This is a genomic window from Citrobacter sp. Ct235, from assembly GCF_030332305.1.
In the GTDB taxonomy this organism is placed as follows: Bacteria; Pseudomonadota; Gammaproteobacteria; order Enterobacterales; family Enterobacteriaceae; genus Citrobacter_A; species Citrobacter_A telavivensis.
The window spans coordinates 637,763-654,328 of the sequence record NZ_JAOWIC010000049.1 but is presented as its reverse complement, the minus strand read 5'-3'; the positions used below and the strand labels follow the sequence as shown (position 1 = coordinate 654,328).

Below are 16,566 nucleotides of genomic sequence, written 5' to 3'. Positions count from 1 at the left end.
TATTGTGAATTCTATAGTAAATAGTATTCAAATTCATAAATCAGGAATGAATTATAATGGATAAGGATATCAATTCAAATGACCTTACTATCTGCGTTTTACCGCCATAAAAGGCATTTTCAGATCACGGCGATTGCACTGGCCATCAGTGGCGCCCTGGTATCGTCACAAGTTCATGCCGTTGTTACCACCTATGTCATGGCTTCGGATGGACAGGAGGTGACATTAACGCCTAATGAACAGTACATAACGAATGATATTGCTGCGTTAATCGCTGCTGAATCGGGAACGATTAGAGGAGAAGGGGTTTCTCTTACTGTAAATGATGGAGCGGCCGCAATTACTGCGCATTCCGGAGGAAAGATATTTCTTACCGGGGCAACGATTAATTATGTAAGAAGTCAGCCCAGTTTTAGCGTTGACCGCACGCAGGCTATTCAGGTAACGGGTCTGAATTCACTTGTCGATATCTCTGACTCCAGAATAGAGAGCTTTAATTACATTGTAAAAGTGCTTGAAGGGGCAACAGCCCGCTTCCATAACACGGTGATGATCGCGAATTTGCATGGATTGAATGCGAAGGATATTGGTTCAAGCATTCATGTCACTGATTCTGATATCACGTTCCTTGGTCAGTCGACCGGTTTTAATGCACGCAATGGCGCGCTGGTCACCGCCCAGAATACCTATATTCATGGTGATGTCAGTTATGGCTCGGCACTCTCCTGGGATTCAAATTTCCAGGTGCCAAACCAGACGCTGGCGTCTAAAGGTATTTATGATAATGTCACGATCGAAACACAGCGAAATGAAAATGTAGGTTATGCGATCTGGCAAATTGGGCGTTCTCATTTTTTGATGAACGACTCACATATTATTACGCATGGTAGCAATACCAGTGCGGTATTTGCCGATAAAAGTCAGGAAATATCGGAAGTTCGCAATACAAAAATGGAGACGCTGGGTAATAATGCTATCGCTGTTAGCATGAGAAATGGTAGCCAGATTCTGTTTGCGGACAACAGTGAAATTATTACCTCTGGTGATAACAGTTACGCCCTGTATGCGCATCATAACAATAGCGACAACGTTGCTCCCACCACAATTACGGCATCGGATACCGCCATTACACTTTATGGTACAGGGAGTTACGGCGTCAACGCTGAATCTGCGGGGTCACAGGTTTACCTCGATAATGTTCAACTGACCACGCACGGAAATACCTCAACGGGGCTCCAGGCAAAAACGGCAGGGAGTATTTTACATGCGAACCGTCTTAACGCGCAAATTCATGGCGATACTTCCGTCGGGGTGCGGGTACAAAACGGGGCTGACGTTCAACTGAATAATAGTCTGTTGAATATGACCGGTAACGGCAGCCATGGTATTGTTTTTAACACCGCCAGCACGAGTGATGCTAATAGTTTACAGGTAACCGGTAGCCATATTGAAACCAATGATGGCTATGCCATCCAGAATGAAAGCGGCTCGTTAGCCCTGAACCTGAATGACTCCACGATTATTGGTCGTTCGGGAGGCGAAACCGGTGTTGCCATCAACGTCAAAGATTTAAGTTCATCAAGGCGATCGGGCGCAGTGGATATCACGGCGGATAATTCGCATATTTTCGGCGATATTATTTCGCAGTCAATGAATGCCAACAGATCTTTAGACGTGACGTTAAACCATGCCTCCACATTCACCGGTCGGACACCCGATGTTGATACAATGACCCTGAATGATACCAGCCAATGGAATGTGACTGATAGTTCGACAGTTGCAACGCTTTCAAATAACGGTTCGGTCGTGTTTTCGTCCCCAGGCAACAGCGGCGGATTTAAAACATTGACGGTGAATGGCAATTATAGCGGTGGTGGTAACGTCACCATTAATACGACGTTAGGTGATGACGATTCTGAGACGGATAAACTGGTGGTGCAGGGGAATACGTCGGGGACAACCGGTCTGTTTGTTAATAACCATAATGGCGGCGGTGCTCAAACGACGGATGGTATTGAGATTATTACTGTCGCTGGAGAATCTGAGGGTATTTTCACTCTCCGAAATCGCGTCGTTGCCGGCGCTTATGAATATCACGCCGCTAAAACGGGTAAAAACTGGTATTTAACCAGTTTTGTCTATGAAGAACCGGAGGAACCTGTAACCCCCACTGACCCGGAAACGCCAGTCACTTCGCCAGATCCAGCGGCTCCCGCCACACCGTCAGAACCGGCAATTCCAGAAAGTCCGAATCAACCCACAGAGGAGAGTGGCGGTGGGGGCGTTAAGGTAATACGTCCAGAAGCAGGGGCCTATGTCGCAAACCTTGCGCAGGCAAATACCATGTTCGTTTCCCGTTTACACGACAGGCTCGGTGAAACACAGTACACCGACTTTTTAACCGGTGAGAGAAAAGTGACCAGCATGTGGTTGCGTCAGGACGGCGGGCACAATCGCAGTAAAACTCAGTCTGGCCAGCTAAAAACGCAGAGCAATCGTTACGTGGTGCAAATCGGCGGGGATATCGCGCAATGGAGCCATAGTGGCCTAGACCGTTTTCATTTAGGTGTCATGGCGGGTTATGGTTATGCACAGGGCAATACGAATGCTAAATACAGTGCGTATAAGGCCAAAAACAGAGTAGATGGCTATTCGCTGGGAATGTATGGTACCTGGTATGCCAACCAGCAGGATAAATCCGGATTCTATGTCGACAGCTGGGTCCAGCATGCCTGGTTTACTAACTCCGTACAGGGCGATGGATTATCCAAAGAGAAATATGATTCGCAAGGATGGTTAGCGTCGGTTGAAGCTGGATACAGTTTTAATCTGAGCCAGCACGATAACGTCAGTTACTGGATTCAACCAAAAGCTCAGGTGGTCTGGATGGGTGTCCATGCAGATAAACACGATGAAACGAATGGAACAAAAGTGACTGGCAATAGCGGGAATTTGTCGACGCGTTTAGGTTTGCGCGCTTATCGCCAGGAGCAACGTGAAACAGATGCAGGAACCACGCGAGCACTGCAACCGTTTGTTGAGGTTAACTGGCTGCACAATACTAAAAACGTCGGCGTGACAATGAATGATGTCTCTGATTATCAGGCTGGTGCACGCAACATCGGAGAAGCTAAAGTCGGTATTGAAGGCAACATTAACAAAAAACTGAGCGTATGGGGTAGTGTGGCCCAGCAAATCGGTGACCACGGATACCGTGATTCTCAGGCGTCTATTGGCATCAAATACAGTTTCTGATCCATTTGCCTGAAGGGACATTGTGTCTGACCGGAGCAAACCGGAAAAGGGAGTAATCGTTATTTCAGGACTGCAGTCACCAGAAAGGAGAATCTGGTGACTACAGTGCCTTAATCAGGACCGGTTCAGCAGTTTATTTGTGGTTGACATAAAAAGCGCCCACATTCAGAGTTAGCGACAGAAGTTTTCATTTTGTCGGGCTGGTGGGGGCATTTGGCGCGGGGTTGTCAGTTTTACGGTGCATTTAACATAATATACATTATGCGCACTCGCATAGATTCAGGGGGAATCCAGCCGTTCATGGCTGCGCCAAGTGTTGGTCATTACACTGTGGGCATAACCGTTGAAATGTCTTACGGCCTTTTACTGGCATTCTGTTCATTCCTCTGTTTCCCGGTTTAACCGACCATGCAGCCTAAGTACATTCCCCCTGATTGCCATCGCGACGTTCTCCGGAAAATCTGTTGGTAATGCGGCAGTCACGTTATCCAGTGCTGCGGGTATCTGCTCTGCAAACGTACACAGAATTTCTCGCATCTGCTCTTGCGGAAATTTGAGCGCCTTTGCCGTAGCCATAAAATGACGCGGATAAATTTTATCAATAGCTGTTTTTCTGCCTTTGGATGCGTTAAGCCCCATTGCCAGTTTCAAATCGCTGATATGTATTCCCGTACCGCCAAGAACCGGAAATGCCGAAATAATGTCGTAAAATGGCGTGAGCCGATAACTGCCGCCGGCCTGAATAAAAACAGAGAAGTTTTTCGCATGGCCATCCGTTGCGCCAATCAACCACTGGAACACCTGAAACTTCATAAAATCATAGCGATCTTTCAGCGCCTCGCTGGACCCCATCAAGAACGCCATGATTTGCGCGATGCCAGGTCCTCCGTCAGATTCGTATTTGACAGATGACGGTAAACCGAATGTCTGGCACATATCTTCCTGCGGCAAGCGGAGTAAAACTGACCGTTCAGCATTCCAGCGTCTGTCAAAGCGCTCGACCGCTAACGCACGCACCCTTCCCGCGTTGATAATTTCGGCTCCGGGAACATCCAGTCCGAGTTGTTTCGCCAGCAGTAGACAAAAATATTCATTATCAACGCTTTGGCTAAGATCGAGTGTCGCATTGGGCTGTCTGATTTCGCCAATAGGCAACTTAATAATATGCGTAGTTGGCGTTATCCCTTTTGGGATGCACCAGTCATTGCCCATTCTGAGCAGCGCGGTCTTTTCCTGCGCGCCGGCAACTGAGATGCGAAAGTCATTTTCTTCATTAATCATGCCCAACGGAATATCTGATTTATAAGCCGACAACACCTCTTCAAGCTTTGCCTCGCTTAACTTTTCCCATGTCATCACCGGATTTGTCACCGCTTCATTTTCCGGTAACAACGTCACTGCCCCCACGCTATCTCGACCCACTTCTGACAATAAATCAAAGGGTTGCTTTGATTTTGCGCGATAGCGTTTAACGATCCTGTCACGCACGATTGGACTATCAGGCAACAAGTTATCGAAGAAGTTAAACACGGCATCAGAAGTGATATTCCCCACCTGCAATGGCAGCGAAAGCGACAATGGCCTGGCGTAACGGTTGGCTAACCAATCCGGCGCATATTTAAATGTATGCGCACCGTTAGCCAGTTTCGTCAACTCACCTACCCGCTGATTATTCATCCACGTTACGAGTTTAGGCATTACCACTCCAGACTCTGTTGATCAGTCGATTCTGGCGCAGCGTCTTTTGTTTCGCATAGCGTCATTGAGAGCTCAAGTGACTGTAAAATTTTAAAAAAGGTCATCAATGTGGTGTTGTCAGGGTTATTTTCGAAATTGGAAATGGTTGCCTGCTTTATGCCGATTTTTTTTGCCAGCTCGCTCTGCGTCCAGCCATTTTGCTGACGAACCAGTTTCATTGCATTCGCTAATTGCGTTGGGCTGTAGATCATCGGTAAGCTCTTCATGTCATTCGTCCACAGGAAAATTATCCGCGTAAGAGGATATTACCGGTTTTATCCCTTCTCGAGGATAAAGTCAATCTGTAAACTCATTTTATCCGCTATACGGGATAAGTGAAGAGATATCCGCAATCGCGGATAAAAGGAAGATAATGTCATTCGCTAAGAAAGTGTGTCACAGGCAACGACTCCCGCGATAATATTGCGTAATGACACAGGAGGACATATGAACTCAGAGAGTACATCGAATGAAGTGCTGTTTCTGCTCATTCCAGAATATGCAGACTGGGAGTTCGCCTTACTGGCGCCTGGATTGCGTCGGGGATTCGGGATCTGGGCCCCACAGTACGACGTTAAGGTTTTGGCGCCTGATGAAGGGCCAGTGATGTCCCTGGGAGGCTTTCGCTGCCTGCCGGATTACACGTTTGATTCCATGCCGGCAGATTACGCCGCGCTGATCCTGGTCGGAGGCACGAACTGGTGGGGAGAAGAGGCAAAACGCGTCGTCCCCATCGTGCAACAGGCGCTGGCAAGGAAAAAAGTAGTAGGCGCGATTTGCGATGCGTCAGCCTTTATGGGGGCCAACGGCTTTCTGAATGACGTCAGTCATACCTCCAATGGGCTGGCCTATCTCAAGGAGCGAGCCGGTTCAGCCTACACCGGGGCGGCGAGATATCAGGCTGTACCTTCGGTTCGCGACGGTAATTTGATCACCGCCAGCGGATGCGGGTTTCTCAGTTTTACCTGCAACGTACTGGCCGCACTGAACGTCACCGATGAAGCCAATATTGAGGGGATCAGAGAGGCATTTACCTCGGGCATTTTCCCCGAAGTTTGACGATTTTCACGCTGCTATCGGTTTCATGTCTGGCAATACACATCACGGCGGACCTCATCCTGGATGATAGTATCCGGTGAGATCACCGCTACGTGAGCGACCCGTTGGCGGTTGTCACTTCGTTCCGGATGTCTCTGTCGATTTCATTTTTTCGATGGCAACAATATTGTCTGACATCGCTTCGTTGAGGACTTCTACGGCCGTGCTGGCATCGCGGTTCTTAATCGACATATACACTTTGATGTGGGCTTCCACGCTCTCAAGGGTGATCCCCAGTGCACGGTTAAGCTCTTCAAGGTAGTAGTAATAGATGTCTTTAATTGAGTACATTACGTTGTAAAACACGCTGTTGTGCGAGGCCCTGACAATCGCCAGATGAAATGCGTAGTCCGCTTCCGAGTATTTCTTGTAGTCGCCCTTATTGATCAGCATATTGTCCAGCGCGTCGCCGAGTTCACGGATGTCATCATCAGTGGCGTGTACGACGGCGAGTTCCACGCATTTAAACTCCACGGTCTGACGGAAAATCATCATATCGTGAAACTCTTCGCGGCTGAGGTGCATGATTGGGCGGGGATCGTTACTTAACATCTGCGGGGTGAAGTTTTCGCTGACGTAGCTGCCGCTGCCCTGGCGTGTCACCACAATCCCCAGGTCGCGAAAGCGCTGAACCGCGCTGCGAACGCTGACCCGGCTGACGTTAAATGAGGCGGTCATCTCCGCTTCTGAAGGCAGACGGCTACCCGGCGCCCAGCTACCGTCCAGCAGTTTGCCGCTTATCTGATCATAAATTTCATTTACAACATTTTGTTTTTGAATGGATTTTATGCTCAAGGTGGGTATCCGCTACGATGTCGCTCAGGTTTTTCATTGTATAACAATTCACTTTTAAGAACAAAGCGCCCGGCCGGGCGCTCCACAGTGTTAATCAAAACGAATGAGTACCTTCGCAGAGACATTTTTGTCGGTGGCGGTAATCAGGGCATCCTCGATTTGCTGGGGAGGAAACTCTGCGCTAATGAGAGGACGAGGATCAACACGCCCGTCTTCCAGCCAGCGGACCGCAGTCACGAATTCGCCGATAAAGCGGAATGAACCTACCCAGTTGATCTCTTTGACAAGCATGGATGAGACCGGCCAACTGACCGGGCTTGCTCCCATCCCTACCTGGACAATGGTTCCGGCAGGACGAGTGAAATCCACGGTTGATGCCACGGCGCCCGGTGCGCCAGAGGCCTCAAACACAACGTCAAAATAGCCTTTTCGTTGCTGATAATGCGCCACCTGCCCTTCATCTCGTGGATCCATCGTGGCAGTAGCCCCCATCTGACGTGCCAGTTCCAGGCAGCGCGGACTGAGATCGGAGGCCACCAGTTCAGACGCGCCGGCACTGCGCGCGGCGGCAAGAATCAGACAACCAATGGGACCCGCGCCTATCACCAGTACGCGTTTTCCGGTCAACTGCCCTGCCACTTTTACCGCGTGAATAGCGACCGCCAGCGGTTCTGAAAAAGCCATCACGTTCGCAGGAACGCGGCTATCGTACGGAACACATTGCTCCGGTTTCACCACCACGTATTCAGAAAAACCGCCATTCACATGAGGATTGAACTGCGCACTGCCCATAAATCGCATCGATCCACACAGGTTCTGATGGCCGGAAAGGCACATTTCGCACTGATTACAAGGGCTGGACGGATTCACCGCAACCGCCTGACCGACAGTCAGATTGCTTCCAGCCGGAACTTTGTTGACCACGCCGACAAACTCATGACCAATCACCATGGGGTGTTTGAGAATCGACATCCCTGCCCGCCCATGTTGGTAGTAGTGAATATCAGAGCCACAGATGCCGCCACAGGCCACTTTCACGACAACGTCATTTTCTCCACGTTCTATTTCGCGTGATTCAAAACGTACGTCTTTTTCCGCATGGGCCAGGCAAGCGTTACAGGTTATTTTTTCCATTTTCATCATGACCTCATTATTTGTTGGCAGTTGCCGGATTAATTGCATTCTTATCCACGGTGTCGGCATTCTTTTTTTCGGGAACGATCACCTCAATTTTTCCGACCAGGAAAAGGTAGGCTAATAAGCCCAGCCCGGCGATGCCTGCGATATACCACATGGCATACTGGAAATTTTGTGTGCGCTGGAGAATAACCCCAATGACAATGGGACTCACGATCCCCGAAAGATTACCGCAAATATTTAAAAATCCCCCCATGGTGCCGAGGAAATTACGCGGAATGACATCACTCCAGACAACCCAACCCAGATTGGAAAAAGCATTAGCAAAGAACGCGATTGACAGAATCACAATCGCAATGACCGGTTGGTCTTCAAAGAAATTGACCAGGCCAATAATCATCGTGACACACAGTCCCGCCATTACCGGTAATTTTCGGGCCAATGTTCTGGATTTACCCTTTTTAAGCAGCATATCGCTTAAAGTGCCACCGCAGAGCACGCCAAACATCGCCATAATATAGGGCAGCATGGCACCAATACCGGCTTTAGAAATTGAGAGGTGCAGCCCTTTCTCCAGGTAGACAATAAACCAGGTCAGGAAAAAATAGAGTGTGGACGAGCAGGCAAACTGAGTAATGAACAGTCCCCAGATAGTCTTTTTGCTCAGAAAGAATTTAATATCATGCCAGCTGATTTTCTCGCTAACGGTGGACTGGTTGGCTGAACCATAGCCACCGCCCGCTTTAATGTAGTCCAGTTCAGCCTGGTTCACTGAGGTGCTGTGTTGCGGATCGCGATAATACAATAACCAGTAGATACCGAACAGAATCCCCGCGCCGCCAGACAGGTAGAAAGACATCTCCCAACCGTAATTAGCCACAATGAAGGAGAGTGCCGGCGTCAGTAAGGCCAGCCCGATATATTGTGCGCTGGAGTAAATCGCGGTGGCGCGTGCGCGTTCATGATCCGGGAACCAGGTGGCGATTATTTTCGTATTGGATGGGAAAGACGGCGCTTCAGCAACACCGATTAATGCGCGACAGGCCAGCAACATCGCAAATGACGCCGTCGCCGTTGCGAATAAATGATGCGAAGCAAATCCCATCATAAAGGTAAAAATACTCCACAGAATAATCGCGCCACCGTAAAGAATACGTGAACCGATGCGATCAAGGACATAGCCGACAGGAATTTGACTGGCAGCATAGGCCCAGGTAAACATGGAGAAAAGCAAACCCAATTGGGTGGGTGTCAGACTGAAGTCATTCTGGATATTCGTTCCCGCAACGGCAAGATTGGCGCGATCCATATAATTAATTGCAGTCACAATAAACAGCAATGTGAGAATAAAGAGTCGTGATCTTGAAGCCTTCATAATAATACCTGTGTTATATCGGCATGCTGAGTAATAAACACATGCCGTGAATTTTAAAGGCGAGTCATTAGAGTACTTACGGCTTACAGTACGGCGAGCCAGCCACCATCAACATAAATAATTTGCCCGTTGATGTAATCAGATGCTTTAGAGGATAAGAAGACAGCGGTACCGATTAACTCTTCCGGACGGCCCCAACGCTGAGAGGGGTTACTGCTTTTCACCCAACTGTCGAACTGCTTGTCCTCGATAAGCGCCGTATTCATGTCTGTCAGAATGTAACCCGGCCCAATGGCATTGGTCTGGATATTAAACTGTGCCCATTCGGCTGCCATCGAGCAGGTGAGCATTTTGATCCCCCCTTTCGCCGCGGTGTACGGGGCAACGGTCGGACGGGCCGCCTGACTGGTGAGGGAACCGATATTAATAATTTTGCCGCCACTGTTACGCGCAATCATCCGTTTCGCCGCCGCGCGGGAGACCAGAAACGCGCTGGTCAGGTTGGTATCGATAACCTTCTGCCAGTTTTCCAGCTCCAGTTCGACCATCGGTTTACGGTACTGGATGCCAGCGTTATTGATCAGGATATCGACATCGATTCCCTGTGCATCCAGTTTGCTGAAGGCAGCTTCAATCGCCTGTTCATCGGTAACGTCAAACGCCACCCCGTGCGCGTCGTAGCCTTTGCTTGCCAGTGAATCCACCGACTCTGCCAGCAGTGCATCGCGAATATCATTCAGAATGACCCGGGCACCCGCAGCGGCAAGCCCCTCCGCGTAGGCAAACCCCAGCCCACGCGCAGATCCTGTTACCAGTGCCGTTTTCCCCGTTAAGTCAAATAAAGCGCTCATGTTGTTTTTCTCCCTCGATTAACTTGTATGACGACTGTCTTATTTAAGGTTGAATTTTCACTTGGATAAAATCAACAACCCGCCCATGAATTTGCAACAAAGATCACAAACAGTTGCGATTCGTATTACTTCAAATCATTGTAAATCATGCAGTTAAATGAAATTAAAAATTCAGAGTCACAGGCAATTTGATCATCATCACAGAATGGCACTTTCAATATCGCGCGCTAAAGGAAGCGTGATATAACAACATCAAGTTGTAGGACAACTTACAAATAAGAGTCATGTTATTTTTAACAGTATGACATGCCGTAAATACGCTGAGTTGAGGAGTGAAAGTGAGTAACCTGAAAATTACCAATGTAAAAACGATTCTAACGGCGCCCGGCGGAATTGACCTGGCGGTCGTTAAGATTGAGACCAACGAGCCGGGACTGTATGGTCTGGGATGCGCAACATTTACCCAACGTATCTTCGCGGTAAAAAGCGCGATCGATGAGTACATGGCCCCTTTTCTGATGGGTAAAGATCCGACGCGTATTGAAGATATCTGGCAGTCGGGTGCGGTGAGCGGTTACTGGCGCAATGGACCTGTCATGAACAATGCGTTGTCCGGTGTGGACATGGCGCTGTGGGATATCAAGGGTAAACTGGCGGGCATGCCGGTTTACGACCTGCTGGGTGGCAAATGTCGCGATGGGATCCCCCTGTACTGCCATACCGATGGCGGCGATGAAGTCGAAGTGGAAGATAACATCCGCGCCAGAATGGAAGAAGGTTACCAGTATGTTCGCTGTCAGATGGGCATGTACGGCGGCGCAGGGACCGATGACCTCAAACTGATCGCCACGCAGCTGGCGCGTGCGAAGAACATTCAGCCGAAGCGTTCACCGCGTAGTAAAACGGCCGGTATCTACTTTGATCCGGACGCCTACGCAAAAAGCGTTCCGCGCCTGTTCGAGCATTTGCGTAACAAACTCGGCTTTGGTATCGAATTTATCCATGATGTGCATGAGCGCGTGACGCCGGTGACCGCGGTTAATCTGGCAAAAACGCTCGAACAGTATCAGCTATTTTATCTTGAAGATCCGGTCGCACCGGAAAATATCGACTGGCTGAAAATGCTGCGCCAGCAGTCCTCAACTCCGATTTCTATGGGTGAGCTGTTTGTGAATGTGAATGAGTGGAAGCCGCTCATCGATAACAAACTGATCGACTATATTCGCTGCCACGTAAGCACCATCGGCGGGATTACGCCAGCGAAGAAACTCGCCGTCTACAGCGAACTGAACGGCGTACGTACTGCATGGCACGGGCCAGGAGACATCTCCCCGGTCGGGGTCAGCGCTAATATGCATCTTGATTTGAGCTCGCCGAACTTTGGCATTCAGGAGTACACGCCAATGAACGACGCGCTGCGCGATGTCTTCCCTGGCTGCCCGGAGATAGACCAGGGTTATGCGTACCTGAACGATAAGCCGGGGCTGGGTATCGATATCGATGAAGCCAAAGCAGCAAAATATCCGTGCGAGGGAGGGATCCCGTCCTGGACAATGGCGCGTACGCCTGACGGTACGGCCTCAAGACCGTAAATCCGTAAATAATGATGACCCGGTTGATGATTGCCGGGTCGTCTTAACTGTCTTTCAACCTCTGCTCATCGCATGACATCTACTCTCCCTTCTTCAATGTATAGCGTTTAGATATACATTTGCTACGGTCTCTGGCCCATACCGCCGCAATGCCCCCGAATCAGTTCCCGTAGTGGTACGTCCTGTACGACTGACTCACCAGGCTTCTGGCTCTCTTAGCATATGGACGATGTTGCACGGATTCATGATCCAGCCGCCGTTGAAACCGTCGGGTAACGGCTCTACTGCATCACAGCATACGACGCCGCATTGTTCGGCGTATTCTTCTGCGGCACTGAAATGGGGCGTGAATAATTCCAGCCAGAGTTCAGCCTGACTGAGTCCCGGTGCTTCATCAATCCAGAGTTTGTTCGGTCCGAGTTCGAATCCGACCGCTGGCGGCTTATCGGTAATTTCAGGCAGCCCAATAATGTTCCGATAAAAATCAATCGTCTGTTGATACTGATGTGATGGCACCTTCATCGCGATGTCTATACCACCTCTGATATCTGGTTTATTCATAAGGAATTTCCTTACCGATGGCGGGCAATACTAAACTAGTATAGTTCATACGGTGTGCCCGCTTAGCTAACCCATCACAGGAGAATTGATGATGTCCGACTGGAATCCGGCGCTATATATGCAGTACGGTGCAGAACGCTCAAGACCCGCCGCTGAGCTGCTGGCCAGAATTCAACTTGAGCATGTCTCTTCTGTGGTGGATTTGGGTTGCGGGCCCGGTAACAGTACGTCGTTACTGCAACAGCGCTGGCCTGGCGCGAGTATTACCGGCGTGGATACCTCCCCGGCAATGCTGGATGAGGCGCGAAATGCCTTGCCAAATTGTCATTTCGTTGAAGCAGACATTCGTCAGTTTCAGCCCGTTACGCCACCCGATGTCATTTACGCAAATGCCTCACTGCAGTGGATCCCCGATCATTATGCGTTATTTCCCCGGCTGGTCGCCCTGCTTAAAGATAATGGCATTCTGGCCGTTCAAATGCCGGATAACATGCTTGAGCCTTCGCATGTGCTGATGCGGGAGGTGGCTTATGAACAGGATTATCCGAATCGTGGTCGCGACGCCCTGCCCGGCGTTCACGCGTATTACGACATTCTGAGCGAGGCGGGATGCGACGTGGACATCTGGCGCACGACCTATTATCACAAAATGCGTTCGCATCAGGCGATCGTTGACTGGGTCAGCGCGACGGGATTGCGCCCCTGGTTGCGGGATCTGAATGCACACGAACAGCAACAATTCCTGAATCGCTATCATCAACTGCTACAGGAGCAATACCCGCTGCAGGAAGATGGCCAGATACTGCTGGCATTTCCCCGCCTGTTTATGGTTGCGCGTCGCCAGTCCTGATCTCAGTCTCTCAGTGTACTGACCGCTTTCCTGGCGGCCAGTTTTGCTTCCTGTTTCGGTCTGTCACTCTTTACGTCAACTGGTAGTGTTTGTCCGGCATCCGTTTCGGCGGAATGGCCGATTCATCATTCATCTGCAAGAGGTCAATTTCGATAGCGTTGCAAATGGCATCAAGGGGCAAATCATTATTTTCGGTGCCGAATGGATCCTCCAGCTCTTCTGCCAGCGCGTCCAGAGAAATAAAAGTGTAGGAGATGAGTACCGAAATAAAGGGAGTCATGTAGTGCAGGTCAACCACCAGGGCAAAAGGCAGCATGATGCAAAACAGATAAACCGTACGATGGAGGATCAGCGTATAGGCAAACGGCACGGGTGTATTGGCAATTCTTTCGCATCCGGCAAGCACCGCGGACATGTCGTTTAACCGATTGTTCAGACTATGAAATAAGATATCCGATAGCTGTCCGTCGCGTCGACGCGTCGCCAGCCATTCTCCCATCATCAGCAAAATTCGGTTTGCCGGAGAGTGAGCAGCAAACACGCGCTGCAGATCTTCCGCGCTAAGATACTTCGCTATCGGCCCAGCCTGTGGTTTGCGCCGCAGCGTCATACGCAGGCAGTGAGCAAAGGCGATTTGTAGGCGGACAAACTGCCCTAACTCGCGGTCATCCGGTAAAACCGTTTTGACCTCCCGCAGCAACGAACGGGAAGCGATCATCAGTTGCCCCAGAGCTGACTCGCCTCGACATAACGGGAGTAACAGGCGTTATTGCGAAAGCCCAAAAAGATAGCGATCGCCACGCCGAGTATGCTAAACGGTGCGAGAGTAAATTTGATGCCCAGCATCGTATACCACGGCAGCAGGACGATCACGGCAATAGACAGCAGGAAATTGAGCAGTAAACGAGAAGAGATTTTTGCTAACACGGAACCATGCCAGACGAATATCAGGCGTAGCCAGTGCTGTTGTGGACGAACGATCATGACGGTGTTCTGAAAAGAGACGAATCTGACCATTAAACGTGATCTGGATCAAACATTCAAGTGAGTTAAAAGTGACATTGTCACTTACGCGATGCTGGACAGGTTCTTTTCAGCGCAGGACTTACAGACGAGATAATTAGTTAACTACATTGTATGTTGTAACTACATGGTTCTGATAAGAAACCCGGCCTTAGCCGGGTCCTGTATTAGCACAGCGGTTTCACCGCTTCGCGCATTCCCTTCGTCAGAATGGCATCGAGATCGGCCGTCACCTGCTCAACCAGCCCCGCCACCTTCGTCAGGTCTTGCTCCCAGTGCGCTTCTACTGCCAGAACGTTACTCACCAGTTGCTGAGTACCGATCTGGCGATCGCCATGCTGGCTCCAGAGCTGCTGGAAACGAGTTAGCCAGTGCGCATCATCCTGAACCGGATAAGATTCCCCGTTACGCTCACCACGATAGAACGCAATCAGCGCGGCTAAGGCGAATGTCAGACGAGCCGGCAGTTTGCCGTTCGCCTTCTGCCCTGCCAGTAACTGCGGGAGAATACGGGTACGGAATTTGGTCATCCCGTTTAGCGCAATCGACAGCAACTGATGCTTGATGTACGGGTTGCGGAAACGTCCGGTTACCGCACTGGCAAATGATTCCAGTTCATCACGCGGCAGATCGAGAACCGGGATGATCTCGTCATAAATCGCTTTTTCAACAAAGGCGCAGATCTCTGCGTCATTCATCGCCTCGCCGACCGTATCCAGTCCGGCCTGGAATGCCACCGGCACCAGCGCGGTGTGCGCACCGTTGAGGATGGCGACTTTGCGCTCTTTATACGGTTTGATGTCGTCGACAATCAAAACGTTAAGCGGATATTTGTCGAGACGCAGTTCTGCGGCCAGTGATTTCGGCCCCTGAATGACAAACAGATAGAAGTGTTCGGCGGTATCGAGGAAACCATCGTGATAGCCAAGGTCAGCTTCCAGCTGCACCGCTTCATCGCGCGGGTAACCGGTGACGATACGGTCCACCAGCGTAGAACAGAAGACGTTTGCCCGATCCAGCCAGGTAATAAATGCCGCAGGCAGCGCCCACTCCTGCGCATAGCGCAGTACCAGTTCACGCAGCGCATCACCATTATAATCAATCAGTTCGCAAGGGATGATGACCCAGCCTTTATCCTGCGCGCCGTTGAAATGGCTGTAGCGTTCGAACAGCAGACGCGTCAGTTTCGCCGGATAACTTACCGCCGGCGCATCATCAAATTTATCGCCAGCGTGATAGCTGATGCCCGCTTCCGTGGTGTTAGAGAACACAAAACGCATCTCAGGATTGTGCGCCAGTTTCAGGAACGCATCGTAATCACCGTAAACGCTGATTTCACGATTCACTGAACGAATCAGGCGGGCATCGCTGACGGCTTCTCCCTGTTCATTCAGACCACGAATGATTGTGGTGTAAAGGCCATCCTGTGTACTGAGTGACGGTGGGAATGTGCTTTCAATAGGTCGAACAATGACCACACCAGAATTCAGATCGGTATGTTCATTCAGGAGATCTACTTGCCAGTCAACAAAGGCGCGAAGGAAGTTACCTTCACCAAACTGAATAATGCGTTCAGGATAGTGAGCACCGGGAAAATCGCGACGGTTAAGTGTTTTCACAATGGGTTCCCTTTCGATTAGTCATACAACCTGATTAAATTGGTAGAACAGGTTAGCAAAACTTTACGAGAGTAAAACCCTGTTTTGATCAATTCATGACGACTATTTATAGAGATTTATAGAAAATCGTGGTGCCGGTCAGCTTTCCATCAGGCATCAGCGCATAGTTCGGGATCTCACCCGCTTTGAGCCAGCCACAAGAGTGGTAGAACAACTCAGCATCGCTTCCCGTTGCCGTATCCAGCACCAGCTGTGTTTTGTGCTGTTGTGCTGCGCTCGCTTCCAGCGCCATCATGAGCTGGCGGGCGAGTCCCTGACGACGGGCGCTGGAGTGAACGAGAAGTTTCGCGACGTCCGCGCGATGAGGTTGATTTTCCGGTTGCTGGACAATGAGTTGAACCGTACCGACCATTACGCCAGAAGCGTTGTCGACCGCAAGAACGACGCGCTCTCCTCTACTCACGCTTTGCGCGACGCCATGCCAGAACGCACGCGCTTTTGACGGTTCAAACGGTAAAACAAAACTGACCGACGCGCCGCGCGTCACGCAGTCGATCAGGACGTCACAGAGCTCATCAATTCTTGCCTCGATGGCTCCTGCGTCCAGCACATAACAGGGTTTTGATGGGGGCATGTTGTCTCCTTAAATTGAGACAACACCATGCACTTAACA

13 protein-coding genes and 1 pseudogene are annotated in these 16,566 nt (G+C 50.1%); 4 read left to right on the top strand and 10 right to left on the bottom strand.

Annotated elements, in window-relative coordinates; all coding sequences use genetic code 11:
- Positions 1 to 78 precede the first annotated feature (78 nt).
- Positions 79 to 3,255, top strand: a complete 3,177-nt coding sequence (locus OGY35_RS20270) for an autotransporter outer membrane beta-barrel domain-containing protein (protein WP_286633258.1) — start codon at positions 79 to 81, stop codon at positions 3,253 to 3,255.
- A 378-nt stretch (positions 3,256 to 3,633) separates the two neighbouring features.
- Here OGY35_RS20270 and OGY35_RS20265 read toward each other — a convergent pair whose 3' ends face one another.
- Complete coding sequence (locus tag OGY35_RS20265; RefSeq protein ID WP_286633257.1) at positions 3,634 to 4,953, bottom strand: type II toxin-antitoxin system HipA family toxin; 1,320 nt, start codon at positions 4,951 to 4,953, stop codon at positions 3,634 to 3,636.
- Positions 4,953 to 5,219, bottom strand: coding sequence for a type II toxin-antitoxin system antitoxin HipB (gene hipB / locus OGY35_RS20260; RefSeq protein ID WP_178827000.1), 267 nt, complete (start codon positions 5,217 to 5,219; stop codon positions 4,953 to 4,955). The genes OGY35_RS20265 and hipB overlap by 1 nt, the downstream gene beginning before the upstream one ends.
- A 220-nt stretch (positions 5,220 to 5,439) precedes the next feature.
- On the opposite strand from hipB, the gene OGY35_RS20255 reads away from it, so the two are divergent.
- Positions 5,440 to 6,051 (top strand): DJ-1/PfpI family protein, encoded by a 612-nt coding sequence (locus OGY35_RS20255; protein WP_286633256.1) that lies wholly within the window; start codon positions 5,440 to 5,442, stop codon positions 6,049 to 6,051.
- A gap of 114 nt (positions 6,052 to 6,165) precedes the next feature.
- On the opposite strand, the gene OGY35_RS20250 is transcribed toward OGY35_RS20255, so the two are convergent.
- From OGY35_RS20250 to OGY35_RS20235, 4 genes are all read right to left on the bottom strand, one after another.
- On the bottom strand, positions 6,166 to 6,885 hold the full coding sequence (locus tag OGY35_RS20250) for a FadR/GntR family transcriptional regulator (RefSeq protein ID WP_286633255.1): 720 nt from the start codon (positions 6,883 to 6,885) through the stop codon (positions 6,166 to 6,168).
- Positions 6,886 to 6,975: 90 nt separating this feature from the next.
- Positions 6,976 to 8,067 carry an L-idonate 5-dehydrogenase gene (gene idnD / locus OGY35_RS20245; RefSeq protein ID WP_286633254.1) on the bottom strand — a complete coding sequence of 364 codons (1,092 nt, stop codon included), beginning with the start codon at positions 8,065 to 8,067 and terminating at the stop codon, positions 6,976 to 6,978.
- Positions 8,036 to 9,397, bottom strand: a complete 1,362-nt coding sequence (locus OGY35_RS20240; protein WP_178827008.1) for an MFS transporter — start codon at positions 9,395 to 9,397, stop codon at positions 8,036 to 8,038. The genes idnD and OGY35_RS20240 overlap by 32 nt, the downstream gene beginning before the upstream one ends.
- An 83-nt stretch (positions 9,398 to 9,480) precedes the next feature.
- A complete protein-coding gene (locus OGY35_RS20235) occupies positions 9,481 to 10,248 on the bottom strand; it encodes an SDR family oxidoreductase (protein ID WP_286633253.1) in 768 nt (255 codons plus the stop codon).
- A 338-nt stretch (positions 10,249 to 10,586) separates the two neighbouring features.
- On the opposite strand from OGY35_RS20235, the gene OGY35_RS20230 reads away from it, so the two are divergent.
- On the top strand, positions 10,587 to 11,840 hold the full coding sequence (locus OGY35_RS20230; protein WP_284554126.1) for an enolase C-terminal domain-like protein: 1,254 nt from the start codon (positions 10,587 to 10,589) through the stop codon (positions 11,838 to 11,840).
- Between the two features lie 195 nt (positions 11,841 to 12,035).
- Here OGY35_RS20230 and OGY35_RS20225 read toward each other — a convergent pair whose 3' ends face one another.
- Complete coding sequence (locus OGY35_RS20225) at positions 12,036 to 12,401, bottom strand: VOC family protein (RefSeq protein ID WP_286633252.1); 366 nt, start codon at positions 12,399 to 12,401, stop codon at positions 12,036 to 12,038.
- A gap of 91 nt (positions 12,402 to 12,492) precedes the next feature.
- Here OGY35_RS20225 and tam point away from each other — a divergent pair, with 91 nt between their 5' ends.
- Positions 12,493 to 13,251 carry a trans-aconitate 2-methyltransferase gene (gene tam / locus OGY35_RS20220; protein ID WP_286633714.1) on the top strand — a complete coding sequence of 253 codons (759 nt, stop codon included), beginning with the start codon at positions 12,493 to 12,495 and terminating at the stop codon, positions 13,249 to 13,251.
- A 70-nt stretch (positions 13,252 to 13,321) separates the two neighbouring features.
- On the opposite strand, the pseudogene OGY35_RS20215 reads toward tam, so the two are convergent.
- The 3 genes and pseudogenes from OGY35_RS20215 to OGY35_RS20205 form a co-directional block, all read right to left on the bottom strand.
- A pseudogene (locus tag OGY35_RS20215) lies at positions 13,322 to 14,235 on the bottom strand (bestrophin family protein).
- A gap of 206 nt (positions 14,236 to 14,441) precedes the next feature.
- A complete protein-coding gene (locus OGY35_RS20210; RefSeq protein WP_286633251.1) occupies positions 14,442 to 15,893 on the bottom strand; it encodes a tagaturonate reductase in 1,452 nt (483 codons plus the stop codon).
- Between the two features lie 106 nt (positions 15,894 to 15,999).
- Positions 16,000 to 16,527, bottom strand: a complete 528-nt coding sequence (locus OGY35_RS20205; protein ID WP_286633250.1) for a GNAT family N-acetyltransferase — start codon at positions 16,525 to 16,527, stop codon at positions 16,000 to 16,002.
- Positions 16,528 to 16,566: the final 39 nt, after the last annotated feature.